This window comes from Anaerobutyricum hallii DSM 3353 (assembly GCF_000173975.1).
Lineage (GTDB): Bacteria > Bacillota > Clostridia > Lachnospirales > Lachnospiraceae > Anaerobutyricum > Anaerobutyricum hallii.
In genome coordinates this window covers 23,686-48,587 of the sequence record NZ_ACEP01000106.1, presented here as the reverse complement: position 1 = coordinate 48,587, position 24,902 = coordinate 23,686, and the positions used below count along the sequence as shown (strand labels likewise).

At 40.1% G+C, this 24,902-nt stretch carries 21 protein-coding genes and 1 pseudogene; 4 read left to right on the top strand and 18 right to left on the bottom strand.

What is annotated here, in order from left to right; genetic code table 11:
* The first annotated feature begins 69 nt into the window (after nucleotides 1–69).
* Nucleotides 70–240: a DUF362 domain-containing protein gene (locus tag EUBHAL_RS10845; protein WP_005349347.1), complete on the top strand. Its 171-nt coding sequence runs from the start codon at nucleotides 70–72 to the stop codon at nucleotides 238–240.
* A gap of 401 nt (nucleotides 241–641) precedes the next feature.
* On the opposite strand, the gene EUBHAL_RS14925 is transcribed toward EUBHAL_RS10845, so the two are convergent.
* The 13 genes from EUBHAL_RS14925 to EUBHAL_RS10780 form a co-directional block, all read right to left on the bottom strand.
* Nucleotides 642–1,532: a helix-turn-helix domain-containing protein gene (locus tag EUBHAL_RS14925; protein ID WP_005349344.1), complete on the bottom strand. Its 891-nt coding sequence runs from the start codon at nucleotides 1,530–1,532 to the stop codon at nucleotides 642–644.
* A 385-nt stretch (nucleotides 1,533–1,917) separates the two neighbouring features.
* Nucleotides 1,918–3,267 carry a replicative DNA helicase gene (gene dnaB / locus EUBHAL_RS10835; RefSeq protein ID WP_005349341.1) on the bottom strand — a complete coding sequence of 450 codons (1,350 nt, stop codon included), beginning with the start codon at nucleotides 3,265–3,267 and terminating at the stop codon, nucleotides 1,918–1,920.
* Between the two features lie 83 nt (nucleotides 3,268–3,350).
* On the bottom strand, nucleotides 3,351–3,797 hold the full coding sequence (gene rplI, locus EUBHAL_RS10830) for a 50S ribosomal protein L9 (protein ID WP_005349339.1): 447 nt from the start codon (nucleotides 3,795–3,797) through the stop codon (nucleotides 3,351–3,353).
* 279 nt (nucleotides 3,798–4,076) lie between these two features.
* Nucleotides 4,077–6,128 (bottom strand): DHH family phosphoesterase, encoded by a 2,052-nt coding sequence (locus EUBHAL_RS10825; protein WP_005349336.1) that lies wholly within the window; start codon nucleotides 6,126–6,128, stop codon nucleotides 4,077–4,079.
* A 192-nt stretch (nucleotides 6,129–6,320) separates the two neighbouring features.
* The gene (locus tag EUBHAL_RS10820; protein ID WP_005349334.1) at nucleotides 6,321–7,379 is read right to left on the bottom strand and encodes an ABC transporter permease; all 1,059 of its coding nucleotides are present in this window, start codon (nucleotides 7,377–7,379) and stop codon (nucleotides 6,321–6,323) included.
* 93 nt (nucleotides 7,380–7,472) lie between these two features.
* Nucleotides 7,473–9,002 carry a sugar ABC transporter ATP-binding protein gene (locus EUBHAL_RS10815; RefSeq protein ID WP_022170041.1) on the bottom strand — a complete coding sequence of 510 codons (1,530 nt, stop codon included), beginning with the start codon at nucleotides 9,000–9,002 and terminating at the stop codon, nucleotides 7,473–7,475.
* A 43-nt stretch (nucleotides 9,003–9,045) separates the two neighbouring features.
* On the bottom strand, nucleotides 9,046–9,687 hold the full coding sequence (locus tag EUBHAL_RS10810) for a DUF2291 domain-containing protein (RefSeq protein WP_022170040.1): 642 nt from the start codon (nucleotides 9,685–9,687) through the stop codon (nucleotides 9,046–9,048).
* A gap of 144 nt (nucleotides 9,688–9,831) precedes the next feature.
* Nucleotides 9,832–10,869 carry a D-ribose ABC transporter substrate-binding protein gene (locus EUBHAL_RS10805; protein WP_005349328.1) on the bottom strand — a complete coding sequence of 346 codons (1,038 nt, stop codon included), beginning with the start codon at nucleotides 10,867–10,869 and terminating at the stop codon, nucleotides 9,832–9,834.
* A 203-nt stretch (nucleotides 10,870–11,072) separates the two neighbouring features.
* The gene (gene glpK / locus EUBHAL_RS10800) at nucleotides 11,073–12,554 is read right to left on the bottom strand and encodes a glycerol kinase GlpK (protein ID WP_005349326.1); all 1,482 of its coding nucleotides are present in this window, start codon (nucleotides 12,552–12,554) and stop codon (nucleotides 11,073–11,075) included.
* A 2-nt stretch (nucleotides 12,555–12,556) separates the two neighbouring features.
* Nucleotides 12,557–13,489 carry a transketolase family protein gene (locus EUBHAL_RS10795; RefSeq protein WP_005349323.1) on the bottom strand — a complete coding sequence of 311 codons (933 nt, stop codon included), beginning with the start codon at nucleotides 13,487–13,489 and terminating at the stop codon, nucleotides 12,557–12,559.
* Complete coding sequence (locus EUBHAL_RS10790) at nucleotides 13,482–14,309, bottom strand: transketolase (RefSeq protein WP_005349311.1); 828 nt, start codon at nucleotides 14,307–14,309, stop codon at nucleotides 13,482–13,484. Before EUBHAL_RS10790 ends, EUBHAL_RS10795 begins: the two co-directional genes overlap by 8 nt.
* A gap of 182 nt (nucleotides 14,310–14,491) precedes the next feature.
* Entirely contained in the window at nucleotides 14,492–15,910 is a 1,419-nt protein-coding gene (locus EUBHAL_RS10785) for an L-fucose/L-arabinose isomerase family protein (protein WP_005349309.1), read from the bottom strand.
* A 3-nt stretch (nucleotides 15,911–15,913) separates the two neighbouring features.
* Entirely contained in the window at nucleotides 15,914–16,939 is a 1,026-nt protein-coding gene (locus EUBHAL_RS10780) for a LacI family DNA-binding transcriptional regulator (RefSeq protein WP_005349307.1), read from the bottom strand.
* A 616-nt stretch (nucleotides 16,940–17,555) separates the two neighbouring features.
* Between EUBHAL_RS10780 and malQ the strand changes: the two genes are divergently transcribed.
* From malQ to EUBHAL_RS10765, 3 genes are all read left to right on the top strand, one after another.
* Nucleotides 17,556–19,067, top strand: coding sequence for a 4-alpha-glucanotransferase (gene malQ, locus EUBHAL_RS10775; RefSeq protein WP_005349303.1), 1,512 nt, complete (start codon nucleotides 17,556–17,558; stop codon nucleotides 19,065–19,067).
* A gap of 23 nt (nucleotides 19,068–19,090) precedes the next feature.
* The gene (locus tag EUBHAL_RS10770) at nucleotides 19,091–19,816 is read left to right on the top strand and encodes a lysophospholipid acyltransferase family protein (RefSeq protein WP_044923100.1); all 726 of its coding nucleotides are present in this window, start codon (nucleotides 19,091–19,093) and stop codon (nucleotides 19,814–19,816) included.
* A gap of 205 nt (nucleotides 19,817–20,021) precedes the next feature.
* A complete protein-coding gene (locus EUBHAL_RS10765) occupies nucleotides 20,022–20,480 on the top strand; it encodes a hypothetical protein (protein WP_005349296.1) in 459 nt (152 codons plus the stop codon).
* Nucleotides 20,481–20,645: 165 nt separating this feature from the next.
* On the opposite strand, the gene EUBHAL_RS14920 is transcribed toward EUBHAL_RS10765, so the two are convergent.
* The 5 genes and pseudogenes from EUBHAL_RS14920 to EUBHAL_RS10740 form a co-directional block, all read right to left on the bottom strand.
* Nucleotides 20,646–21,134, bottom strand: a complete 489-nt coding sequence (locus EUBHAL_RS14920; RefSeq protein ID WP_005349294.1) for a hypothetical protein — start codon at nucleotides 21,132–21,134, stop codon at nucleotides 20,646–20,648.
* 15 nt (nucleotides 21,135–21,149) lie between these two features.
* Entirely contained in the window at nucleotides 21,150–21,860 is a 711-nt protein-coding gene (locus EUBHAL_RS10750) for a DUF3990 domain-containing protein (protein WP_005349293.1), read from the bottom strand.
* 121 nt (nucleotides 21,861–21,981) lie between these two features.
* A pseudogene (locus tag EUBHAL_RS17285) lies at nucleotides 21,982–22,095 on the bottom strand (DUF6783 domain-containing protein); the annotation flags it as partial.
* Nucleotides 22,096–22,186: 91 nt separating this feature from the next.
* Complete coding sequence (locus EUBHAL_RS10745) at nucleotides 22,187–22,750, bottom strand: helix-turn-helix domain-containing protein (protein ID WP_005349292.1); 564 nt, start codon at nucleotides 22,748–22,750, stop codon at nucleotides 22,187–22,189.
* A gap of 632 nt (nucleotides 22,751–23,382) precedes the next feature.
* Nucleotides 23,383–24,900 carry an APC family permease gene (locus tag EUBHAL_RS10740; RefSeq protein WP_005349291.1) on the bottom strand — a complete coding sequence of 506 codons (1,518 nt, stop codon included), beginning with the start codon at nucleotides 24,898–24,900 and terminating at the stop codon, nucleotides 23,383–23,385.
* Nucleotides 24,901–24,902 lie beyond the last annotated feature (2 nt).

Here is a 24,902-nt window from a genome sequence, read left to right as displayed (position 1 = left end):
AATCTAGTATAGAATAATGAATACAGAACATAAAGTTCAATTTTATCTAATCTAAAGGAGGATACTATAATGGCATATGTAATTTCTGACGATTGTATTAGTTGTGGAACTTGTGAAGGTGAATGCCCAGCAGGAGCAATCAGCGAAGGTGATGGAAAATACGAAATCGATGCTGATACATGCATGGATTGCGGTTCTTGTGCAGGTGCTTGCCCAGCAGGTGCTATCAGCCAGGAATAATTCGTTAATTTTACGGCGAACTATTATAAGAGGACATCGTGTTTGCGGTGTCTTCTTTTTTTGTGGTCAGGCGCCGCTCTAAGCCGACTTGATGTAGGTTTCTTTATTTTGCGCGGCTGTCTCAATAAAAATAAGGCATCGTTATTCTATGTCTTTCTTTTATATTCGGCAAATATTAACAGGGGATTTAGGAGGGGTTTTCTACGAACAGAAAACAGGAAAAGGATTTTACCGCATAAAAGAACTGATTTTGTGACTTTTGCGTTGCGGCGTTCTGACTGTAGCCTCGCGGGCTCGTTTTTGAGCGAGGCTGTTTTATCAGGCAGAACAGAGCGTTTAACGCAAGGGAACAAAACAGTTCTTTTATGCGGTAAAATCCCTTTCCTGTTTTCGTCTGTTTGTCAAATACCCTTCCGTTTATTCTTTCGGAAGAACCGACTCTTTTTCTTGAAGATTCCATCTTTGGAAACTGCGATTTCCTGTCTTGCTTTTTGGGTGCTTCGTATGGCTTCATCGAGTTTTTTGTAGCGTTCTTCTTCCCGCTGTTCCTGTTCTACCATTAGCTCGTCCACTTCGCGGAGCATTTTATTGCAAAGATGGTTTCCCATAGCATCTCCGAGGTTTTCTGCCTGTTCACGGAGGGCTTTGCCTACGATTCGTCCCATGATTTCTTCAAATTGCTGCATTTTTTCTTCGTGCTCAGCGAGGGCGGATTTTTCATTTTGGTGGATGGTTACGACTTTGCAGTTTCGGTCTTCTTTTACAGTTCCATTGCTGTTGGTACTGTTGTGATTTCTGTCAGAATTTCTATTGTTTGTCCTGCCTTTTTTGTTGTTGCCTGAACTATTTTCAAAAGTATCTCTGTCATTTTCTTCGGAAAAATATACTTTGGAATTTCTTTGTTGTTCATTTTCTTTTCCATTCTGTCTCTCTTTTCCCCGCTGCATTTCCCGTTCTGTTTGAGAATCCCTTTGCTGCTCTGCTTCTTTTTGTGCTTCTTCTAATTCCTGATTTTCAAGTTCTTCCTGTGTTGTCAGTAGTTTATGTATATCAATCAGCTTTTTTTGTTCTAAATCTGGCAGTACTTCTTTTACTGCTTTTAGCTGAAATCCTTTATTCTTTAATTCTTTAATACAGTGTAATAGCTGTATTTCCTCTTCGCGGTAATAGCGGTGTCCCAATTCATTTCTTGGTATGTTGAGTTCGAGTTCTTCTTCCCAGTAACGAAGAACATGGTTTTCCACCGATAGAAGCCTGGCCGCTTCCGAGATGGTATATTTGTTTTCTTTCATAATATAATCCGCTCCTGTTCCACAAATATTTTACCGGAATCTCATTGTAAATCACATGATGAATTTACGTGCAAAATACACTCAAACACAGTATTATGTAACAATTCAGAAACATACAAATTCTCAATTGATATACGATTGAGCCTAAATAGTTACAGCATTATGTGAATGCGTCCGGATGGTTACAGTATTATTATAACAACTTTAAGAAAACAGTCTCAACGCTATTCGTATTCTAAATTCTTCTCAATTCTTTCAAATAAAGATAAATAACGACAAAATTATTCGGATTTTATTTATGAAAATAGATGCTGGCAAAATTATTTGTATTTCATTTGAGCAAAAGCATATATCGGTAAAACAAAAAAGAAAAGAGCGAGCCACTCTACATAACCCGCTCTTTGTTTGCAAATTTCGTGTATTGTCCGAGCCATACCAGCTCGACGCTTCCGGTCGCACCATTTCTTTGTTTGGCTACAATAACTTCCGCCAGATTCTTTTTCTCTGAATCCGGATTATAATATTCATCTCTGTACAGGAACATAACAACGTCGGCATCCTGCTCGATTGCTCCTGATTCTCGAAGGTCAGAAAGCATTGGTTTGTGGTCCTGTCTTGCCTCAACCGCTCGGGAGAGCTGGGAGAGTGCAATGATCGGAACATCTAATTCTCTCGCTAAAACTTTAAGTGCTCGGGAAATTTCTGAAATTTCCTGCTGTCTTGATTCGTTTCGTCTTGATTCACTTCCACTCATAAGCTGAAGGTAATCGATTACAACAAGCTCAATTCCATAAGTTTGTTTGTACTTTCGGCATTTAGAACGAATCTCTGCCAAAGTCGTTGCTGTATCATCAATTATAAGCTTGGAGTTACCAATGAGGGCCGCTCCTTCTAAGAGCTTCTCCCAGTCGGAATCTCTTAAATCACCAGTACGCATCTGCTGGGAATCTACCATAGATTCTGATGCCATAAGTCTTGTTACGAGCTGTTCCTTTGACATCTCGAGACTGAACATCGCTACGGCATGATTATCTTTAAATGCTGCATACTGTGCAATGTTAAGGACGAATGCTGTCTTTCCCATCGCTGGTCTGGCCGCTACTAATATAAGTTCTGCCGGATGCAGTCCGGTAAGCTTGTAATCAAGTTCGGTAAAGCCGGTAGCAACTCCTGTGACTCTTCCCTTGGTCTTTGATGCTTCTTCTATGGCACTTAAAGAATTTAAAACAATCTGCTGAATCGGAACAAAGTCGGACATACGGTTTCTGTTTTGAAGAAGCCCGAAAATGTCTTTCTCTGTCTTTTCAAGAATTGTCTCTGTGTCTTCCTTGCCAAGATAACATTCATTTCCAATGTTCTCCGTCACTTTGATCAAAGCGCGGAGTGTTGCCTTATCGTGAACAATCTTTGCATACTGTCCGATATTGGCCGCCGTTGGTACAACTTCTACTAAATCACGGAAAAAGTCAAGACTCATTAGTTCTTCTGGAACTTCTTTTTCTTTTAATTTGTTTTGAAGAGTAATCAGGTCAACTGCTTTACCCTCCCGGTAAAGTTCTACCATAGCCTCAAATACGATTCCGTACTGGCGCTGGTAAAAGTCCTCTTTAGTGAGGATGTCTTCTGCCTCAACGATTGCGTCTCTGTCCATCAGCATAGAGCCTAAAACTGAACGTTCCGCCTCCTCACTGTGAGGCTGTATTCTTTTTACAAAATTCTCGTCTACTGTCGGCATTGATGATCCTTTCTAGAGCGTGAGAGGATGACAGCGAGAATTGAGATTATAATCTCAATTCTCGCCTGTCTTCTACTTTAATATTACTTTTCAGTTACTTTTACTTTTAAGTCAGCAGTTACCTTAGGATGTAACTTAATCTTTACATTGTGTACGCCAAGGCTCTTGATTGGTTCGTCTACGGAGATTTTCTTTTTGTCGAGCTCGTATCCGAGCTGTTCTTTGGCTGCGGCTGCGATTTCTTTTGTGGAGATTGCTCCAAATGTACGTCCGCCTTCACCGACTTTCATTTTGAGTTCTACACTCTTGTTTTTGAGTTCTTCTGCAAGAACTTTGGCTGCGGCTAACTGTTCTGCTGCCACTTTATCTTCGTGTGCTTTCTGAAGCTTTAAGTCATTGATGTTTTTACTTGTAGCTTCTATACCAAGCTTCTTTGGAAGGATAAAGTTTCTTGCGTATCCTGCGTTCACTTCTACTAACTGACCTTTTTTTCCGAGAGACTTTACGTCTTCTAATAAAATAACTTTCATTTTAAATCCTCCTATATCGAGTCTGTTTTTAACTCTTTTTTATAGGTCATACAAAACTTCTTTCATATAACTCTATCTTTTTAAATCACTATTTTTACTCTATCTTTATCATACTAATATCTGATATTCTCTTCAGAGTGTGTTCCTGCAAATATATTTTTAAAAATCTATACTCCAGCATCCTCTGATTCTAAATAATCATATCAAGTAGGCAGCAGACGCAATTCATCTCTCACCTTAGAGGTCGGAGTCTTCTTGCTGTAAGGAGATAAATACCGTCTATATATCCCCATCTTCATGCATTTTCCGCAATGTATGTTTTAACATCTCTGCCGCATCAGAAAGGGATACGTCTTTTAGCTGTGCTGCTGCCATCGTCAGATGTCCGCCACCGCCAAACTTCTCCATAATTACCTGTACATTAAGTTCATCAATAGAGCGCGCGCTGACATATATACAATCCTGCAAAGCAGTCAGCACAAAGCTTCCTCTGATTCCCTGTATATTCAGCAATGCATTTGCCGCTTTGGCTCCGACAACAGTCGCTCCGGAGACATTTTCCCCATCAAAGGTTGAAATAGCAAATTCATCCATGTAAATTTCTGCTTTATTAATAATCGCTGTTCGTATACGGCAATGTTCCATATCTTCACGGAACATCTTTCTTACACGAGTTACATCTGCTCCTGCTCTCCGCAGGTAGGCTGCCGCCTCAAATGTTCTGACACCCGCTTTGATAACAAAGTTATCTGTATCCACCAAAATACCTGAATACATGGCATCAGCCTCAATATTCTTAAGCTTTGGTTTATCTACAATATACTGTAAAATCTCCGCTACCATCTCACAAGTCGATGATGCATACGGCTCTACATAAGAAACAACCGCATTCTTAATCGTCTCATTACTCTGCCTGTGATGGTCAAGAACAACAATTGTTGAGATGGACTTCAATAATTCCGGACATTCTGTCATTGCCGGGACATTCACATCCACAACAATAAGCATTGCCGACTTATCTTTAAGAAGCATTGCCTCCTCATTCGTTACAAAAATATCTTCCTCTTCATCTGCCCGCTCACGGTAAATGCCATCTACGATTGGCTCAATTGCCGGACAGTCTTTGTCCATAACAATATATGTGCTTTTGTTTAGTGCCTTCGACAGGCGGTATATACCAAGCGCTGCGCCTACACAGTCTGCATCTGGATTCTTATGTCCCATAACAAAAATCTTATCATGTGTCAGCATAATCTCCCGAAGTGCATGTGCCTTCACTCTGGCTTTTACTCTTGTACTCTTTTCGACTTTCTGGGTCTTACCTCCATAATAGGAAATGGCATCTCCATCTCTTACTACAGCCTGATCACCACCGCGGCCAAGAGCGAGATCCATCGCTACCCGTGCACTCTCATAATTCTCCGTGTAGCTTCCGCCATTCACACCAACACCAATACTCAGTGTCATAGATAGCTCGTTACCGATATTGATAAGCCGGACTTCATCAAGAATCGAAAACTTAGATTCCATCAGCTGTTCCAGTTTTTCTTCTTCAAATACAAAAAGAAACTTGTCCTTCTCAAATCCCTTAATGATCGCATCGAGTCCCTGCATATACTTCATGATCTTTCGCTCTACTAAAGCAAGAAGAAGGGACTGTCTTACTTCCTCCATGTTTTCAAGAACTTCTTCGTAGTTATCAATATAAATCAATCCAGCAACCAGACTCTTCTTCCTGGACTCTTCTTTGTAACCAATAAGCTGCGTCTCATCAAAAAAGTAAAATACCTGAAGAATATCTCCCTGTGTCTCTTTATCTTCCTGTATCTCTCCCTCTGTCTGTTCCAAATTCTTAAATACCATATTTCGACATTCCACATGATACTTGTGCTCCTCATGTGTGATACAGTACTCCTTCATCTGTCCATTCTGAGGGAAAACCTTCTTATAAAGTCCTGGAAAAATCTGTGTGATACTTTTCTTTGTGATCTTCTGTCCTACAATCTCTGAAAACTGTTCATTATGCCAGATAATCGTACCATCCTGGTCCGTCATTACATACGGTACTGGCAGTTCTTTAAGAATCTGCTTCTGAATCTGACTCTGCTCAAAACCAGCCGCCAGAAATTCCTTGCTAATCATCTTCTCCGTATATTCATAACATAAAACAGCCGCAATGAGATAAATAACATCTCCTACCAAGATTGTATATCCAAGACCGGGATTCACTTCTATCACACCTAAGGCCGCTACTAATATAAAGACTACCACGATAATAGGCAACCATAAATTCAGAGCGACCCTTCTTGATATATTCTTTTCTCGTTTCATTTCTTTCTCCCAATTAGGAAATATACATTGTCTATTTCTCTGAGTTTAAATTATTACAGATATAGTAAAAATTATTATAACACTGTTTCCCCTAATTTAAAAGGAAAATAATTTGAAAGCAAAAATCCGGCAGGCCAGCGGGCAACTGGTCTGCCGGATGAAAACTATGGCAATAGTTATCAACAATATTAATTATTTATTCTCATTTCTTGCCTGAAGAGCCATCTTAGCCTGTAAGTTTCTCTGGAACTGGTCAATTAATACAGCCAGAATGATTACAAGACCTTTGATTACCTTCTGCCAGAACTCGGATACACCACACATTGTCATACCATCATTGATGATACCGATTACGAATGCACCGATTACTGTACCACCGATTGTACCAACACCACCTGCCATAGATGTACCACCGAGTACAACGGCTGCAATGGCGTTCATTTCCCAAGTATCACCTGTATTTGGATGAGAAGCTGCAATCTGTGCCATTGTTACAAGGCCGATCAATGCGGAACATGCACCGGAGATTGCGTATACAAGAATAATGTTTTTCTCTACTTTGATACCGGAAAGACGAGCTGCCTTTTCGTTACCACCAATAGCAAGGATATGCCATCCAAAAGGAGTTTTCTTAAGTACAAATGCTGCGATTACTGCGAGGATAAGGAAGAGGATCGCTGCGATTGGAATACCAGGAAATCCGCCAACTGCGAATACACGGCTATCAAACTGCATGATACCTACGTTTCCGAGTGCTTCCTGACCTTTGATACTTGAGAATGTATTTCCGCCGGAACGGATATTTGCAAGACCACGGCCGATGTACATTGTACCTAATGTTACGATAAAAGGTGCTAATTTACATTTTGCGATTAATGCACCGTTAACAATACCGATGATAATACCGATAATGATACAGATTACTGTGATAGCTGGAACGCTGAAGTAAAGTGTAACTCCGGCAAATTTTAAAGTAAGACCTTCCTGGATAAGACCACCGGCGATCATTCCGACTAAACCTACTACGGAACCAACGGAAAGGTCGATACCGCCGGTAATGATAACGTAGGTCATACCAATACCAAGAATACCATACTGTGCAACGTGCTTACATACTAAAAGTAATGAGTTAACTGTGCAGAAAGAATCGGCTTTAATAGAGAAGAATATAAATAAAATTATGAGTACGAATAATGTTCTTCCCTTTAAAAGTGTCATCATAAGATTCGAATTATCTTTTTTCTTATTCATTTTGATTTCTCCTTTTCCTTGTTATGTACTTCGGAAGACTTTTCCGGCTTCTGTTAAGCTGGCATAGAAAAATTCCAAAATACATTATTAGTTTTAGTGATGACCTTTGTAGGATGCTAATACCAGATTATCCTCTGTGATCTCGTCATCTGTAAATTCTGCGGTCTTAATACCGTTTGATAAAACGACAACTCGGTTGGCGATTGCCAGCATCTCCTTAAGCTCTGAACTTACACAGATAATGGAAAGTCCACGGTCTGCATACTGGTTGATAATATCAAATACCTCTGTCTTGGCACCGATATCAATACCACGGCTCGGCTCATCCATAAGAAGAATCTTAGGATCTGTCAACACACCTTTACCGATTACACATTTCTGCTGGTTACCACCGGAAAGGGATAAAATCGGAAGATGTTTATCTGCTACTTTAATATGAATATCTTTAATCTGTGCATCTACATATTCGTCTTCCTTTTGTTTGGATAAAACGAACTTATTACAGCAGGTCTTTAAGCTGGAAAGGGAAATATTCTTTTCGATATCCAGTGTCTGTACAAGACCTTCTGCCTGGCGGTCTTCAGGAACTAAGGCAAAACCATTCTTGATCTGCTCTGCAATGTTCTTAATCTTAATTTTCTTGCCGTCAACATAAACCTCTCCAGTGTGTTCTGGATGAAGTCCCATCAGACATTCAAATACTTCTGTACGTCCGGCTCCCATTAAGCCGTAAATTCCGAGAATCTCTCCTCGTTTTAACTTAAAGCTTACATGATCAAGCAGCCATCCGCCACCTTTCTTTGGAAGACAGAGGTCTTTAACTTCAAGAACAGTATCCTGTTTCTCCCAGTCAATATCTCTTTCTTTCTTAGGGTAGGATTTGTTACTACCTGTCATCTTCTGTACGATCCAAGGAACGTCAATATCTTTAACTGCTGCATCATCTACATATTTACCATCTCGAAGAATAGTAACATGGTCACCAATCTCCATAATCTCTTCAAGACGATGGGAAATATATACGATGGAAATGCCCTGGGCATTTAACTCACGCATGATCTTGAAAAGTACCTGTACCTCTGACTGACTTAAGGAAGATGTAGGCTCATCCATGATGAGAATCTTTAAGTCATCCTGAATTAAGTTACGGGCAATCTCGATCATCTGCTGCTGACCTACACGAAGGTCTCCGACTTTCGCCTCCGGATCAATCGGATACTCCAGTCTTTCAAGAACCTCTTTGGTCTTCTGTTTATGTATTTCATTATTTACAACGACACCTTTTTTCTGTTCGTTGTTCATAAAAATGTTCTGGTATACGTTTAAGTTGGGAAAAAGGGAAAGTTCCTGATGAATGATACCTACTCCCTTTGCTCTCGCCTCTGTTGTATTTTTGAAGCTTACTTCTTCGCCGTCAAGATACATCTTTCCTGAAGAAGGCTGCTCGATTCCGGCAATCTGCTTCATTAATGTGGACTTGCCTGCACCATTTTCTCCGATTAATACGTTAACTTTTCCACGGTAAATGTTAAAGTCAACATCGTCAAGAGCCTTTGTACCAGGATAAACCTTTTCCATGTGCCGGCATTTCATTACGATATCTTTATCTTTATTCTCAGCCATCCAATTCATCCTCCTCTAACTGATTCTTACTGTGTTCTGTCTGTTATTTTACTTCAAGAACAACCGGAGTAATTACGATTGCATCATTGGAATCAGCAGTGAAACATCCAACAAGGTTTACTGTTGCTCCTTCTGCAAGGTCATCGTATACAGGTTTTACAACTGCTTCTTCAACTTTTTCAAGCATACTTGTATTTACCTGACCCCATTCTGTCTGGTTTGTAAAATCAGAGAAGTTAATGAAACTCATATCATCACGAATAGATGAATTCTTATATTTACCAATCTGACAGGTAACTACTGTCTTTCCTGTGTAGCCAGGAACTTCTAATGTTACTGTTCCGTAGAAAGAATCTTTATCTACTTTTGTAATCTTTGCACCTTCTAATTTTACTGCATAGTTATAATAAGAAGCTGCTTTTGTCTTTAAGCCATCAAATTCTTCGCCCATTTCTGTGAGCTTGCCATCATACTTTGCTAAAATGTCAGATACATCTACTGCTTTTTTCTCACATTCTGGAATTACTTCTGAATCCCAGATTGCTTCTACACTGTCACCAGGATTGAACTCTTTCTGCCCTGTAAGATCTCCCTCATGACCAATCTTTACTACCTTCACACAGCCTGTTAATAAAACGGCTGCCATTACTACTGTTAAAACAGTACTTATCAAACGTTTTGCCATGGTTTTCTTCCTTTCTCTATTCCCTGCTGTCCCTACATGTGAGAAGGGTGCCGAATAACTTATTGGCACCCCTCCACACACTGAAGAGAGCCTAACCCCCTTCAGACCTAACAGATTCAATTAAATTTATACTACGAACTTCTCTTATTCTGCGAAAACAAAGTTATCTAACTTGTCAGCGTTATCCTTTGTAATTACAACACAGTCAACTAACTGCTTCTCTTCAAGACCTGTAGTTCCGTTTGTCAGGTAATCGTTAGCCTGAGTAACTGCATTTCTTGTGATCTTATCAATCTGCTGAAGAGCTGTTGCAAGTGCTTTACCATCTTTGATGTTATCTCTCATATCGTTAGATCCGTCAACACCGATGATATATACGTCATGGTCAAGGTTTGCTGCTGCAACTGCTGCTGCTGCACCACAAGCCATAGTATCATTACCACAAACGATCGCTGTAATGTCTGGATACTGCTGTAAGATTGTTTCAGCTTTGGACTGGCCTTCTGTCTGATCCCAGTTAGCGGACTGCTGAGCAACCATCTTCATGTCTGTCTGGTCAAGAACTCTGTGGAAAGCGTTAGAACGAACCTGGCAGTTTGTATCGGACTCAAGTCCTAATAATTCTGCGTAGTCACCTTTTCCGCCTGTAGCTTCTACTAATGCTTCTGCTGCTGCCTGAGCACCCTGGTCATTGTTAGCTACGATCTGAGATACGCAAAGACCTTCTTTGTTGATCTCACGGTCAACCATGAATGTAGGGATTCCAGCATCATAAGCTTTCTGAACTGCTTCGATAGAAGCATCTGCTCCGGCGTTATCACAAACGATTGCGGATGCGCCTTCGGAAATAGCTGTATCGAATAATTCGGACTGTTTTGTAGCATCATCATCATGAGATACACATTTAACTTTGTATCCTAACTTCTCGCCTTCTTCTTTACATGCTGTCTGAACAGTACCGAAGTAAGGATTAGAAGTAGATGGTGTGATACAGTAGATCAGCTTGTTAGCTGCGTTAGTGTTAAGAACTTTTGCAGGAGCTGCTGCTTCTGTTGTAGCCTCTGCTGCTGCCTTATCTGATCCACTATCTTTTGTACTACTATTGCTGCTTCCACATCCAGCCATTGTAGCTACCATTGCTGCTGCAACGAAGCCAGCTAAAACTTTCTTAAACATTCTCATTTTTCATTTCCTCCTCATTTTGAAAAATATATGCTAGATAACACAGAAGCTGTTAGCCCTTCTGCGCAAATCTCAAGGATGTTTTGCGATAATACAAGTGTACTCCAATTTCTTTGTGAAATCAATACTATTTTATTAAAAAGTCTTGTATTTTTTTGTTTACTTTGCTATGAATTTAACATAGTATTGGGAATTCCCCTATACTATTTTGTTAATACGAGTCCAACACTCTCTTTCCAGCCTGTATATTTTGTGCATCTTGTCTCCGCATCCATCTCAGGGGTAAATCTGGTGCGGTTAAGACTTTCAAATAATGCAGTCTGTTCGTAAATTCCCATAGCGATTCCAGCGGCATATGCCGGGCCCATAGCAGATAATTCCTCTGCATCTGGTACCTGTACCGGAATATCTAAAATATCACTCTGGAACTGCATAAGATAACCATTCTTAGTTGGGCCGCCATCTACGCGAAGCTCATCAACCTTGATGCCAGAATCTTCTGCCATTGCATTAACTACATCGCTGATCTGATAAACGATACAGTCAAGTGCTGCTCTTACCAGCTCTGCCTTACCTGTTGTGCGGGTGATTCCGCTGACAACAGCTTTCGCTTTACTGTCCCAGTAAGGGGCGCCGAGACCTGTAAATGCTGGTACAAGATAGGTAGTATCTCCCGGATTGGCACTCTTAGCCAGTTCTTCTGTTTCCTTTGCGGAGGCAATCAGTCCGAGGTCTTTTTGCAGCCATGTGATAACTGCTCCGGTGTAATTAATATTTCCTTCAAGAACATAATTCACTTTACCGGAAAGAGACCATGCAAGGGAAGTAACAACTCCCTTGTCACTGAAAATAGGCTTCTCACCAACGTTCATCATAATAGAAGAACCTGTTCCATAAGTTGCTTTAATCATTCCTGGATTCACACATCCCTGTCCATATAAGGCTCCGTGGGAATCTCCCATCACACCATGAATCGGAATGGCTTCCTCAAGATATCCATCAAAATCTGTATAGCCATATAAGGCATTGGAATCACAGATTTCTGCTAACATTTCTTTTTTAATTCCAAATAAGGAAATTAATTCTTCATCCCAGTCAAGGGCAGACACATTAAACATCTGTGTCCGGGAGGCGTTTGAATAGTCTGTTTTAAACGCATGGTCTTTTGTAAGCTGGTATACGAGGTAACTGTCCATCGTTCCTACTGCAAGTTCTCCCTTATCTGCTGCCTCTTTTGCTTCTGGTACGTTCTGAAGTACCCATGCGATCTTTGCTGCAGAATAATATGGAGACAGCGGAATTCCGGAATGTTCCTGTACCATCTGTGCGTAACCGTCCTCTGCAATCTTGTTACAGATTGCTTCACCACGGGCACACTGCCATACAATTGCGTTGTAAACCGGTCTGCCAGTATTTTTGTTCCAGCATACTGCGGTCTCACGCTGATTACTGATACCCAGGGTAAGAATCTCTTCTTTATCAATGCCCGCCTTCTCCACAACATTCTTTACGACCTGGATAACATTTTTCATAATCTGATCCGGGTTATGTTCTACCCAGCCCTTTTCGTTGATAATCTGATCATGTGCAAGGTCGGTTCGGGCAATAATCTTACCTGAACCGTCAAAAATGATACCTTTTGTTCCCTGCGTACTCTGATCAATACCCAATACGTATTTCTTCATAATTATGCTAAAGCCTCTTTTGCTTTTGCTGCAATGCCTTCGCCGTTCATTCCGTAGTAATCAAATACTGCTTTGGAATTACCAGTGATTACTGGTGCATCTGGCAGTGCTACGTTAACTACTTTCTTAGGGCAGTTTGCGCCAACAACCTGTGCTACCATGGAGCCAAGTCCGCCAAATGGAGCATGTTCTTCTGCTGTTACAACTGCTTTGGCGTTTGTAGCTGCCTTGATGATTGCTTCTGTATCTAAAGGTTTTACGCAGTACATATCAAGAACTGTTGCGCTGATTCCCTCTTTCTCAAGGATTTCCGCTGCTTCTACGCAAGGTCTTACCATCTCGCCGCAGCCAATTAATACAACGTCTGTACCTTCTTTAATCACAGTAGCTTTGTCCATCTCAAATGGGCAGTTGTCTTCAGAGTAAATATCTTCTACCGGGTTACGTCCTGTACGGATGTAAGCTGGTTTTTCATCTTTTAATAACGCTTCGATGAGGTGTTTTGTCTGAAATCTGTCACTTGGCAGATACACTCTCATGTTAGGAATTGCGCTCATTGCTGCAATGTCCTGTGCGGAATGATGGCTCATTCCAAGTTCACCGTAGCTGATACCACCACTGATACCAACTAACTTAACGTTTGTGTTAGAGTAAGCAACGTCAACTTTTGCCTGCTCGTAACTTCTTGTAGAAATGAAACTTGCCGGGGAGAAGCAGAAAGGCTTCTTGCCGCATTTTGCCATACCAGCAGAAATACTTACTAAGTTCTGCTCTGCAATACCGATTTCTACACTATTTTCAGGATAAGCATTGAAAAATGGTGTCATGGATGCTGAACCACGAGAGTCACTACATAAAGCAACAATGCTCTTATCCTCTTTTACCTGTTCCATTAATGTCTCACAGATTACCTGACGGTTTGCAATCTTATTCATTTGCTGCGTCCCTCCTCTTTAAAAGTTCAGCGGAAATTGTCTCGTACATTTCCTGTGTAGGTACTTTGTGGTGCCAGTCAGCTTTGTTTTCCATGATCTCGCCACCGCCGTAACCTTTAATTGTATCTGCGATAATTACCGTTGGTTTTCCTTTGCAGGTCTTTGCTTCTTCAAATGCTTCATTTAAAGATTCGATGTTGTTACCCTGTGCATGAATGGAATTCCATCCAAATGCGCGGAAACGTGCATCTAAGTCATCATCAGCCATAACATCTTCTGTGTTACCGGAAATCTGAAGACGGTTTCTGTCAACTACTGCACAAAGGTTGTCTAATTTGTAATGTCCGGCTGCCATAGCACCTTCCCATACAGAACCTTCTGCCAGCTCGCCGTCACCCATAACTGTGTAAACACGGCCTGTCTTTCCATCCATCTTATTTGCAAGTGCCATACCAACACAAACTGGAAGTCCATGTCCAAGAGAACCGGAGTTCATCTCGATTCCTGGAAGTTTGTTATTTGGATGTCCGATGTATGGAGAACCAAATTTGGAGAAGTTCTTAATTACATCTTCGATATCTAGGAAGCCTTTTGCTGCAAGAACAGCATAGTATGCTTCTACAGAATGTCCTTTACTCATAACGAATAAATCCCTGTCAGGATCGTCAAGATTATCAGGACTAATATTCATCTGTTTAAAGTACAGAGTAATGAGGATATCCATTACACTGAAGTCTCCACCGATATGACCGGCTCTTCCTTCCATGATCATATCAAGGACATTTTGTCTGCATTCAAAGGATAATGCTTCTAAATTCACTTTTATGCCTCCTATATAAATGTAAATAAATGCGATAACTATTCAGAGTTCATCTTTTATGCTCTTTTGCAAATAAGTTTGCTTCGCTATATATTTTTTATATATTTTTCATGTAAACATCATTCAAAAATTATCCGAATCTGAATAGTTATCAAATTACAATTGTTAACTTAAACTACTAATTATTTTTCTACCTTTTCACCGCGGATGATAGCTTTTACTTTTTCCTCGATTGGGTCATATAAGTCTGGTGTAACACCGATGTACTTACATGCTTCGTATAATACAGGTACAACATCCTGATGAACACCTACGCAGTGGTGGATGTAAGGTCCCTGAACGAGTTTATCTTCTAAGCGGTCAAGGTTCTCAACTTCAACCCACATATAGGTACCTTTTGTATAAGGACCATCTACTGTCTTAGCGTTTCCAAGAAGTAAGGAGTATTCTCCGTTATCTCCGTCAAAACGTACTAAGGAAATGTGTTCTCCGTCTTTTGCCTGTGCCATTAAGGAACCAGAACAATCGAATGCAACTGGTGTGTCGATCGTTGGTTTTTCTTTGGCGATGGAGATTGGCCATGGACCACAGTGCTGTAAAAGCTCTGCGTTGTCATTATATGGATGACGAACTGTCCAGTCAGCGAAGAAAGATCTTGTCTCTCCCATTGCTGCAGCCTCTACTAATACAGAAGTGATTGTTCCGTGGATATCTGTCTCGCATGCGATTGGGAATCCCTCATCATTGCAAAGTGCATTTGCTGCACATGGCATGATTCCGATTTCATCCTGAAGTGCGTTCCAGCACTGAATCGCTCCACAGTTACATCCGTATTTCTTTCCTAATCTTGTCATAGCAATCTTTAATGCTGCTACGTTATCAAGCTGTTCTGGTGTAACTTTGATGCACATTTTCTCACGGCAGTAATCTGTTACTTCTTTAATCTCTTCTGGAGAATTCTCCTTTACATCTTTCATTGCCTGAGTTAATTCTGGCATTGGGATTGGGGAAAGCTGAATTCCAAACTTCTCAAGTAATTCGCCTTCGTTGCACATTGTTGACCAGAAATCAAATGGTCTTGTGGAAATCTGAAGAACTCTTGTGTTACGGAACGCTTTTACTACGTTACAAACTCTTAAGAAACGGTCAATTCCTTCTGCGAAGCACTCATCTTCAAGGTTGCAGTTCTTTAAATATGTAAATGGAATTCCGAATCTTCTTAAAACTTTACCTGTTGCAAATAATCCACACTGGCTGTCACGAAGACGCATACCGTTCTCATCTGGACATTCGTCTCTTGGTCCCCATAATAAAACAGGAACATTTAACTTCTTAGCCAGGCGGCATACTTCGTATTCTGTACCGAAGTTACAGTGAGGAACGAATAAACCATCTACTTTTGCATCTCTAAACTTTTCGTAGATTTTTTCCATTCCAGCGTCATCATAGAGAAGACCTTCATCATTTACATCGTCAATATCTACGAAATCTACATTTAACTCTTTTAATCTCTTTGCTGTTAATCCTCGATATACTACAGCTGCTGGTGCTGAAAAAATTGCTCTTCTTGTTGGTGCAAAACCAAGTACTACCTTATCCATCCTCTAATTTCCTCCTTCTTTTGAGGCGGAGTTTAAATCAATTACGCTGTCGCGCTCTACAAACTCCGTACATACCTGTGTCTTTGTATTTATTTTACCGCCGTCCTTCATGACTTCTATCAATCGTCTGACTGCAATCTGGCCCATCTCGTATTTAAATACTTTGATCGTCGTCAGTCGCGGTGAAGAAATCTCGCAGAACGGAAGATCATCAAATGAAGCGACCGAAATATCTTCCGGTACTCTGTATCCTGCTTCCTGAAAAGCCTTGATACATCCAAGAGCTATCATGTCATCATCTGCAAAAAATGCGGTCGGCATCTTCGCTCCCTTTGCCAGATATTCCTTCATATCTTTGTAAGCCCCATCCATCGTGGTACTCACTGTGAAAATATACTGGCTGTTTAACTCAATGTTATTCTTGGAAAGTGCTCTGCTGTATCCCGCACACCGGGAAGTAAATGCCTTGATTCGAAATCTTCCTCTGAGATATCCTATTTCTCTGTGTCCCTTATTAATAAGGTACTGAACTGCCGTCACCGCAGAATCTGCATTATTAATAAGTACGGCATTCACAGAGTAATTCGAACTCCAGCAATCCAACAGCACCATCGGACAATTTCCACTCATATATAGAGGAAAGTCCTCATCCATCATCTCTGTTCCAAGCAAAAGTATCGCAGAAGAGGTATCATTCAGAATCAGCTTTACCTGTTCCTCATAATCTGGATCGTTACGGTCTACATTACATATAACCATCTCATATCCAGAAACCCGGCACTCATTCTCTACACCCTTCAATAAAATAGGAAAGAACGGGGAATCATCAATAATCAACCCATTTCTCTTGTAGATAACCAGTTTTATTTTTGTAATTTTATTCTCTGAGATATATCCAATCTCCTTCGCTACCTGAAAGATTCTTTCTGCGGTCTTCTGATTCACACCTTTTTTGTGATTCAGCGCATTCGAAATGGTCGCCGGAGAAAAGCCTGTAATCTCACTAATCTGTTTTATACTGGCTTTCATGTCTCACTCCTCCTTGCTGTGTTCATTATAAAATTTTTACATAACTTTTTCAATAACTTTTTGTTAAAAAGAAGTAGAAAAAATCAAATATGTGAAATATAACTATATGTAGAATGCATATTTTATGCAACTTCACAATGATTTTTGCATCTTTTTTCCAATTTCATTCTTTTTAAACATTTTGACATCTAAATATTTATATAAATATTTTATATGAACATTTAGATGCTGTTTTTCTGAAAATTTTAGGGTTTTATTTAACTGAAGGAATTGGCAGGTTTGGCAAATAAACAGACGAACCAACAAACCCTTATAAGCAGAAGACTTCTACCCTCTCCCTCAAATTCCCAGCACAAATGACAATTTGCACCTTCCCAGCCAAAGTCAGCCTCCAAAGAGAGGATAGCCCCTATATTTGTGGCCTCGAAGCAAGGTTTGAATGTAAGCGCGTGAAGCGAACATTCAAACCGCCGCGACTAAAGTCACAAATATAGGGGTTATCCTCTCTTCGGAGGCGTCTCTTTTCCTTTGACAAATTCCATTCATCAATCATTGCGATTTTTGTCAAAATTCAGTATAATATTTATCAGTACTACTTAGTTTAAGGGAGGTTCGTATGAACGATAAATTTTCACTTTTAAAAAGAATGCGCCGTCTTTCCGGTATCTTAGTTCACCCAACTTCTTTACCAGGAAAGTTTGGTATTGGAGACTTAGGCCCAGAAGCATACCGTTTCGTAGATTTCTTACAGGAATCCGGCCAGCATTTATGGCAGACTCTTCCGCTTGGACCTACTGGCGGACATAACAGTCCTTATCAGTGCTTTTCCTCTTTTGCAGGACAGCCATTGTTAATCAGCCCTGAACTTCTGAAAGATGAAGGACTTCTCACAGACGCTGATTTAAGTAATGTTCCTCACTTTTCAGACGAGGAAGTAGATTTCGCTGCTGTAGGAGAATATAAAGAAGAACTCTTTAAGAAAGCATTTGCCCGCTTTAAAGAACTTCCAGAGGATAATCCGTTAAAATCTGAGCTTGCACTGTTTTGTAAGAGCGCACACTGGCTTGATGATTATGCAATGTTTATGGCAATCAAGAAGTCCAAAGGCGGCGCTCACTGGTTAGAGTGGGAGAAGAAATACCGTAAACCTACAAAGTCCCAGAAAGCTGTTATTGAGCGTGAGTTTGAAGATGAGATTCTTTATGAGAAGTTTCTTCAGTGGACATTTTGCCGTCAGTGGAGCCAGTTAAAGGCCTACGCTAACGAGCGAGATATTCTTTTAATCGGAGATATTCCTATCTTTGTTTCCGGCGATAGTGCTGATGTATGGGCTGAGCCAAGACTGTTCCAGGTAGATTCCGATGGATTTCCTACTGTTGTAGCCGGAGTACCACCAGACTATTTCAGCGCAACAGGTCAGTTATGGGGCAATCCTCTTTATGACTGGAAATACCACAAAAAGACTAATTACGAATGGTGGATGGAACGTTTCAAAACACAGTTCTTATTAAGCGACATCGTCCGCATTGATCATTTCCGTGGTTTAGAAAGTTACTGGGAGATTCCTGCCGACTCTGAAACTGCTTTAAATGGTAAATGGGTTGACGGACCAAAGGATGAATTCTTTGAAGTATTAATTAAGACTTTTGGAGAAGAACCTCCAATTATCGCAGAAGATCTTGGTATCATTACCGATGATGTACGCGCATTACGCGACAAGTTTGGATTACCAGGCATGAAGATTCTTCAGTTTGCATTTGAGGACGAAGACAGCAATTATCTTCCTTATAATCAGCCATATAACTGCGTATGCTATACAGGAACTCACGACAACGACACAACTACAGGCTGGTATGCAACCGCATCTGAGAAAGCCCGCGATAAAGTACGCCGCTACATGAATACAGACGCTTCGCAGGTTAGCTGGGACTTCATCCGCACCTGTTTCGGTTCTCCTGCACGTTTTGCGATCATTCCTGTTCAGGATTTATTCTGCCAGGGAAGTGACTGTCGCATGAATACACCAGGAAAAGCAGACGGCAACTGGGCTTACCGCATGAAGAAGGAACTTCTTACAAGCGATGTTGCAAAACGCCTTTATGATGTGACAAAACTTTACGGACGCTAGAGTGTGTTTGAAAGGGGGAAATTATGACTTTTCGTTCTATCTGCATTGCAGTTTATGTATTTTTCTATTTAATATTTACGACCCCAATGCGGGCTCGTTTAAAAAAGCTGGAGAAGACGGATCCACAGGAAGCTTCTCGCATTGCACAGGAGCAAGTTCAGAAAGTATTTAAGCATCTTTTGAAAATATCCGGTGTTACCATAGAGGTAAATGGACTGGAAAATATCCCGGATGAAGCTTCACTCTTTGTCGGAAACCACAGCAGTTACTTTGACATCATCGTTACAGGTGCTACTATTCCCGGCGGTGTAGGCTTCGTTGCAAAAGACAGTCTCGGAAAGATTCCCGGACTTTCTTCCTGGATGAAGTGCATCCACTGTCTGTTCTTAGACCGCAGCGATGTGCGTAAAGGATTACAGACAATTCTTGAAGGTGTAGACTATTTAAAAGAAGGGTACTCCATGTGCATCTATCCAGAAGGCACAAGAAGTACAACCGGCGAACTTGGAGAATTCAAGGGCGGCAGCCTGAAAATGGCACAAAGAGCCAAAGCACCTGTTGTTCCTGTTGCCATCACCGGCACACGCGACATCTTTGAAAATAATCCGGGACTTCGTGTTTATCCTTCGCATGTAACAATTTCTTTTGGCAAGCCATTCAAGTTTTCTGACCTTCCTGCGGCTGAGAAGAAATTTGCTGGCGAGTATGTTAAGAAAGCTATTGAGGATATGCTGGCAGCTCAACAGTAACAAATCACATCCAGATTATTATATTAATCTGGATGCAATACTAAAAAAACGATCAAAGATTATGCTTACCCAGTAGTAACCAGCTTTAAAAAGCTTATTTATACGAAAAAGTAGCATAAAACCGTAATTTTTTCTTTTCAATTAACGTAAATAATGTTAGAATGAAATTTGTGTTATCAAAAAAAGAAAGAATAGGAGGAATATTATGAACCCATGGATTGTTTTTGCAATTATCCTTTTAGTTGCACTCGCCATTCTCGGATTCCTTTATTACAAAGGTTCCAAGCTTCAGAAAGAACAACAAGAACAAAAAGAACAGTTATTTAGCGCCGCTACTCCGGTTACTATGCTGGTAATAGATAAAAAGAGACTCCCTTTAAAAGATTCCGGTCTTCCACAGATTGTAATTGACCAGACTCCAAAGAGAGCCCGCCGCGCAAAAGTACCTGTAGTAAAGGCTAAGATCGGACCTAAGGTTACAAGCCTTATCGCTGATGAAAATGTATACGATTTAATTCCAGTAAAAGCTGAGATTAAAGCAATGATCAGCGGTATCTACATCACAAGTATCAATAACTTCCGTAAAGCTCCGGTTCCAAAACCAGAGAAAAAGGGAATGATGGCTAAGCTTCGTAAGAAGGCAGATGATATGACTACTAAATAAGTTTGTTTTTGTGTGAACAGACAGACGAACCTAAAAAGAAGCCCTTATTATAAGGGCTTCTTTTTTAGTTTCTGTTTGTTGGGGCAAAAATCAAATTGCTAATGGAGCAGGCAAAATAAGCTTGGCGGTTCTTCAAAAGTCAAGTTACTAATAAAGTAGATGAAATCATTTTGAACCCATCCTTATTTTTCTGAATATCTCGTACTGTCGCTGTAGCTCTGCTTCTTCATCAAGTAATAATCCTTTTGCTTCTAATATTCTTTCAATAGCCTGAGATGGGTCTAATGTATGATATGGCAAAAATAATTCCCGTAATTCTTTAGGTTTTATGATTTTATAAACTCGTGCTGATGTGAATTCGTAGGTAATTGCAAAATATCTATAGATGTATCCAATCCAGTACATCTCATTATGAGTATATTTTACCGTTCCATAATGTGAAACTCCATATTCCTCATCCACTAACTGTAAAATATCATTTGCCTGAAGATTACTTTCAAGGATTGATTCGTCATCCATTCTTTTGGCTATATTACTTTTCATAAATCTTCTAATAAAAATCTCAGAACTTGAATCCATTTTATCTATAGAATTTTCAAAGGCTGTTGCCTGAAGTTCACATAAAAGCAAACCATCCCTATCTATCTTTTTCATACATTATCCACTTCCTTACACCAAAATTTCATCAATGTACCGGCCTTTGCCCCTATATTGCTTTCTGGCCAATTTTACTTTATTAGCTCCTAACTTCGACTCTTCAAGTCGTATATTCTTATAGTATTTTCTTTCATTTTGCGAAATATAACAACGTTCTATAAGTTTTGCCTGCGATACTGCTTTTTCGCTTACAAAGATATACTGCATTCCAAGATTTGTTGCTGCAAGGCAGTGTTTACATTGTTCATCTGTAAGTTCTCCTTCAATAAATGAATTAATGATTTGAAACATACGATTATCTGCTATTGGTGCAATTATGTAATCACAAGCTCTCGACTGTTCTATATTTTTTTTAATAACTGGATGATTCTTATACTCATCTAACGCACCTCTATAGTACGCAATTGTCATCATCCACTCTTGATTTACTTCATATCTTTTACATGTAAGATCATCATCATTAAAACAAATATAATATACCGATGAATTCTCAAATCCTGAAACAAACGATATTGCCTGTTCATAACTTTCTCCTGCATAAAAACCCTGACCAAAATCATTATTATGTCTGCCTCTGTGAATATCTATCTTCCCATCAATTTTACTTTTAGCTCCGTGAAAAAGTAATTTCTCATGTTTTTTTAAATCATCTCTCCAAAACATTTCCTTTAATTTATTAATCTTTATATTTTTAGCAAAAGCAAATGTATATAAGTTCAACATAAACTTATTTATAACACATTACTTAAATAAGTTTTGATACAACACTACTCAATCCACCCTCCTCTCTAGAGCGTGTTTGAAAAATGCTTTCTGCAAGATGTACATCACAATTTGCGGGAGATTTCGCCTGAATGAGGGCGGCGTAGCGGGCTACGGCAACCGAATGAAGGCAAAATAAACCGTAAATTGGGGTGTGTAGCTTGCTGGAATGATTTTTCAAACACGCTCTAACCATAATGCACTCTCGGAATCTTTTTTTGGGTAAAGATGACGTTCCCAAAGAGGGAAGATAGCCGATTTATGGGGTTCAGCGGCCCGTCTGTTTATCATCTCAACCCAGTATAATCAAGAAAGAAACAAGTACAACTCACCATTTCCGCTCCCTCATTCCGATAAATATGTGCCTGATCTGTCTCAAATTTATAGACCTGATCTTTATTAATCGTCTGCGTATGTCCATGACATTCTATCGTAAGTACACCTTCTGTTACTGTAATGTACTCTCTTGTTTTTTCTCCATGACTCCCACTCATATAGACCCCACCGGGTTCTATGTCAATCCGATATACTTCTACGGAATGAGAATCTTCATAAGGAAAACACGTCCAGACTTTATATTGCCCTTCCAGTTCTTTTGTAGGAAAAATTTCTTTTGGACTTACAAGGCAAAAGTCTTCTCTTGGAGGATCAATAAGTGTCTGAAATTCTATACGGAGACCGCTTGTAATCTTTCCAAGTACGCCAAGAGAGGGATTAGCTGTACCTTTTTCAATCTGAGCGAGCATACTTTTACTGACTCCAGTCTGCTCCGCAACCTCGCCAAGGCTCATTCCCTTTGACAGGCGAATCTGTTTTAAATTAACCGCCACATTATGAGATAAATAATCCATGAAACTCCTCCTTTGTGTGATTTAATTTATTGGGGAATGTAGGCTAACAGACGAACCATGAGAATACAATATTCTTTATCTGTGACTTTAGTCACTGCGAGAAAAAGTCTTCTATGAAAAGCCTCTCATGAAAAGTTATTGATTTTAACTCCGTTGCAAAAAACACAAAGTCGCAAAATCAATAACTTTTCATGAGAACTTTTCTAACATAAGTTTACTCACTCGCAGCTCCGAGGCCACAGATAAAGAATATTTTGATATTTTCTAAGTAATGTAGAAAATATCAATCCAAATTTCCAAATTGCCCTTTAATAAATCGAAATCACTAATTAATATTACCATAATATCAAAACAATCAGAAGCCTACAACCCAAATCCACATTAAGCTTCTAGTTATCGAAGGCAAAAATCATATCACCATACTTGAGCAACCACAACAAGGCTAACTGCTCACAACTCAAATCCTCGCAGGGCTTCTATTTATCAAAGACAGAAACCGGGAGAATCGTATACTAGCATCTGTGGCCTCGGAGCAAGGTTTGGATACGAGCGGGGAAGCGAGCATTCAAACCGCCGCGACTAAAGCCACAGATGCTAGTATACGATTCTCCCGGTTTCGTCTGTTGTTACTCTCAAATAGAAGCCAGCACCCTGTCAATTGCTGCGTCAATAACTTTATCAAGTTCTTTATCGTCTGCTTCTGGCATAAGTGTTGCTGCGTCTTCATCAGAAATAAGTTCAACAAGATCACCGAAGGATTCTTTGTATTTTCTCTTACATACAACATAAAATACTACACCGAGTAAACTCCAGGCTCCTACCATTCCCCATTCAGGAAGGATCAGGCTTCCGCCGCTGCCCGGGATACAGTACATACATACCATGAATCCGGACATGATGACTGCCATTGTTCCGAAGAATTTATAAGCTGGAACTTTATATGGTCTTGGCATATCGGGTTCTTTTTTTCTTAATATCATAAAGGAAACCGCTACCATACAGTAAGCAAGACAGCATGCGAAGTTACCTGCATCAGAAATCCATACAAGAAGCTGTCTTCCGGCAAATGGAGCAAGCATTGTAAGGACACCAATAAGAATAAGTGCATTAATTGGCGTTTTATGTTTTGGATGAAGTTTTGCAAATGTTTTTGGAATCATATAGGATTCTGCCATGGAATACATTGCACGAGAACCACCAATTAAGAAGGAGTTCCAGGATGTGATAATACCGCACATACCACCGACAATAACTACTTTTGCCATGATTTTCATTCCAAATGCTGTTCCCATTGCATCGGCTGTAACAAGTCCGGTTGCTTCCTGTGATTTTATGATCGCACCTGAGTCAAGAACAAGTCCTACGGCGATAATTACAAGTGCATAGAAAACAACGGCTAAAATTACAGATAAAATAAGCATTTTACCGATTTTCTTTGGAGGAACATTAATTTCTTCTGCTGCCTGTGGAATAACGTCAAAACCAATAAAATAAAATGGTGACATTGCTGCAACACCGAGAATTGCTTTGATATTAAGTCCTGCGGTGTTTCCGACAAACATCTGTCCATCTAAATTATCCACAGTACCATTAATTACGGAAGCTACAATCAATAAAATTCCTGCACCACCGATGATACAGGTAAGTACCGTCTGTAAAATAGCGGCTGTTTTCGCTCCCATAATGTTAATCAGCATAATCAAAAATGCGACTATAATTGCAACTGCAAGCCATGAAGCATATACATCAAATCCTGCAACAGTATACAGATACCCTTTTAAAAATCCCGGCCACAGGTAAGTGATGATTGTTGGAAATGCACAAGCTTCAAAACACGCTACACTGACATATCCTAAAACGATTGCCCAGGTACAGATAAAAGAACCTGTCGGACCCATTGCACGATGACTGAATACGTGTTCTCCACCACACTGTGGCATTGCAGCTGTCAGCTCTGCGTAAGTCAGGCCTACGAAGAAAATCATAACGCCGCCAAGGCAAAATCCAAGTGCCGCTCCAAGAACGCCGCCCTTTTCAATCCAGTTTCCGGTTGATACAACCCAGCCCCATCCAATCATAGCTCCAAAGGCGATTACGAGGATATCCCAGGCACTAAATACTTTGTTAAATTCCGATTCTTTCTTGTTCATAT

Coding starts and splice junctions, on each gene's coding strand:
- EUBHAL_RS10845 (WP_005349347.1), top strand. CDS start 70: ATGGCATATGTAATTTCTGACGATTGTATTAGTTGTGGAACTTGTGAA.
- EUBHAL_RS14925 (WP_005349344.1), bottom strand. CDS start 1,532: ATGAAAGAAAACAAATATACCATCTCGGAAGCGGCCAGGCTTCTATCG.
- dnaB (WP_005349341.1), bottom strand. CDS start 3,267: ATGCCGACAGTAGACGAGAATTTTGTAAAAAGAATACAGCCTCACAGT.
- rplI (WP_005349339.1), bottom strand. CDS start 3,797: ATGAAAGTTATTTTATTAGAAGACGTAAAGTCTCTCGGAAAAAAAGGT.
- EUBHAL_RS10825 (WP_005349336.1), bottom strand. CDS start 6,128: ATGAAACGAGAAAAGAATATATCAAGAAGGGTCGCTCTGAATTTATGG.
- EUBHAL_RS10820 (WP_005349334.1), bottom strand. CDS start 7,379: ATGAATAAGAAAAAAGATAATTCGAATCTTATGATGACACTTTTAAAG.
- EUBHAL_RS10815 (WP_022170041.1), bottom strand. CDS start 9,002: ATGGCTGAGAATAAAGATAAAGATATCGTAATGAAATGCCGGCACATG.
- EUBHAL_RS10810 (WP_022170040.1), bottom strand. CDS start 9,687: ATGGCAAAACGTTTGATAAGTACTGTTTTAACAGTAGTAATGGCAGCC.
- EUBHAL_RS10805 (WP_005349328.1), bottom strand. CDS start 10,869: ATGAGAATGTTTAAGAAAGTTTTAGCTGGCTTCGTTGCAGCAGCAATG.
- glpK (WP_005349326.1), bottom strand. CDS start 12,554: ATGAAGAAATACGTATTGGGTATTGATCAGAGTACGCAGGGAACAAAA.
- EUBHAL_RS10795 (WP_005349323.1), bottom strand. CDS start 13,489: ATGAATAAGATTGCAAACCGTCAGGTAATCTGTGAGACATTAATGGAA.
- EUBHAL_RS10785 (WP_005349309.1), bottom strand. CDS start 15,910: ATGGATAAGGTAGTACTTGGTTTTGCACCAACAAGAAGAGCAATTTTT.
- EUBHAL_RS10780 (WP_005349307.1), bottom strand. CDS start 16,939: ATGAAAGCCAGTATAAAACAGATTAGTGAGATTACAGGCTTTTCTCCG.
- malQ (WP_005349303.1), top strand. CDS start 17,556: ATGAACGATAAATTTTCACTTTTAAAAAGAATGCGCCGTCTTTCCGGT.
- EUBHAL_RS10770 (WP_044923100.1), top strand. CDS start 19,091: ATGACTTTTCGTTCTATCTGCATTGCAGTTTATGTATTTTTCTATTTA.
- EUBHAL_RS10765 (WP_005349296.1), top strand. CDS start 20,022: ATGAACCCATGGATTGTTTTTGCAATTATCCTTTTAGTTGCACTCGCC.
- EUBHAL_RS14920 (WP_005349294.1), bottom strand. CDS start 21,134: ATGAAAAAGATAGATAGGGATGGTTTGCTTTTATGTGAACTTCAGGCA.
- EUBHAL_RS10750 (WP_005349293.1), bottom strand. CDS start 21,860: ATGTTGAACTTATATACATTTGCTTTTGCTAAAAATATAAAGATTAAT.
- EUBHAL_RS10745 (WP_005349292.1), bottom strand. CDS start 22,750: ATGGATTATTTATCTCATAATGTGGCGGTTAATTTAAAACAGATTCGC.
- EUBHAL_RS10740 (WP_005349291.1), bottom strand. CDS start 24,900: ATGAACAAGAAAGAATCGGAATTTAACAAAGTATTTAGTGCCTGGGAT.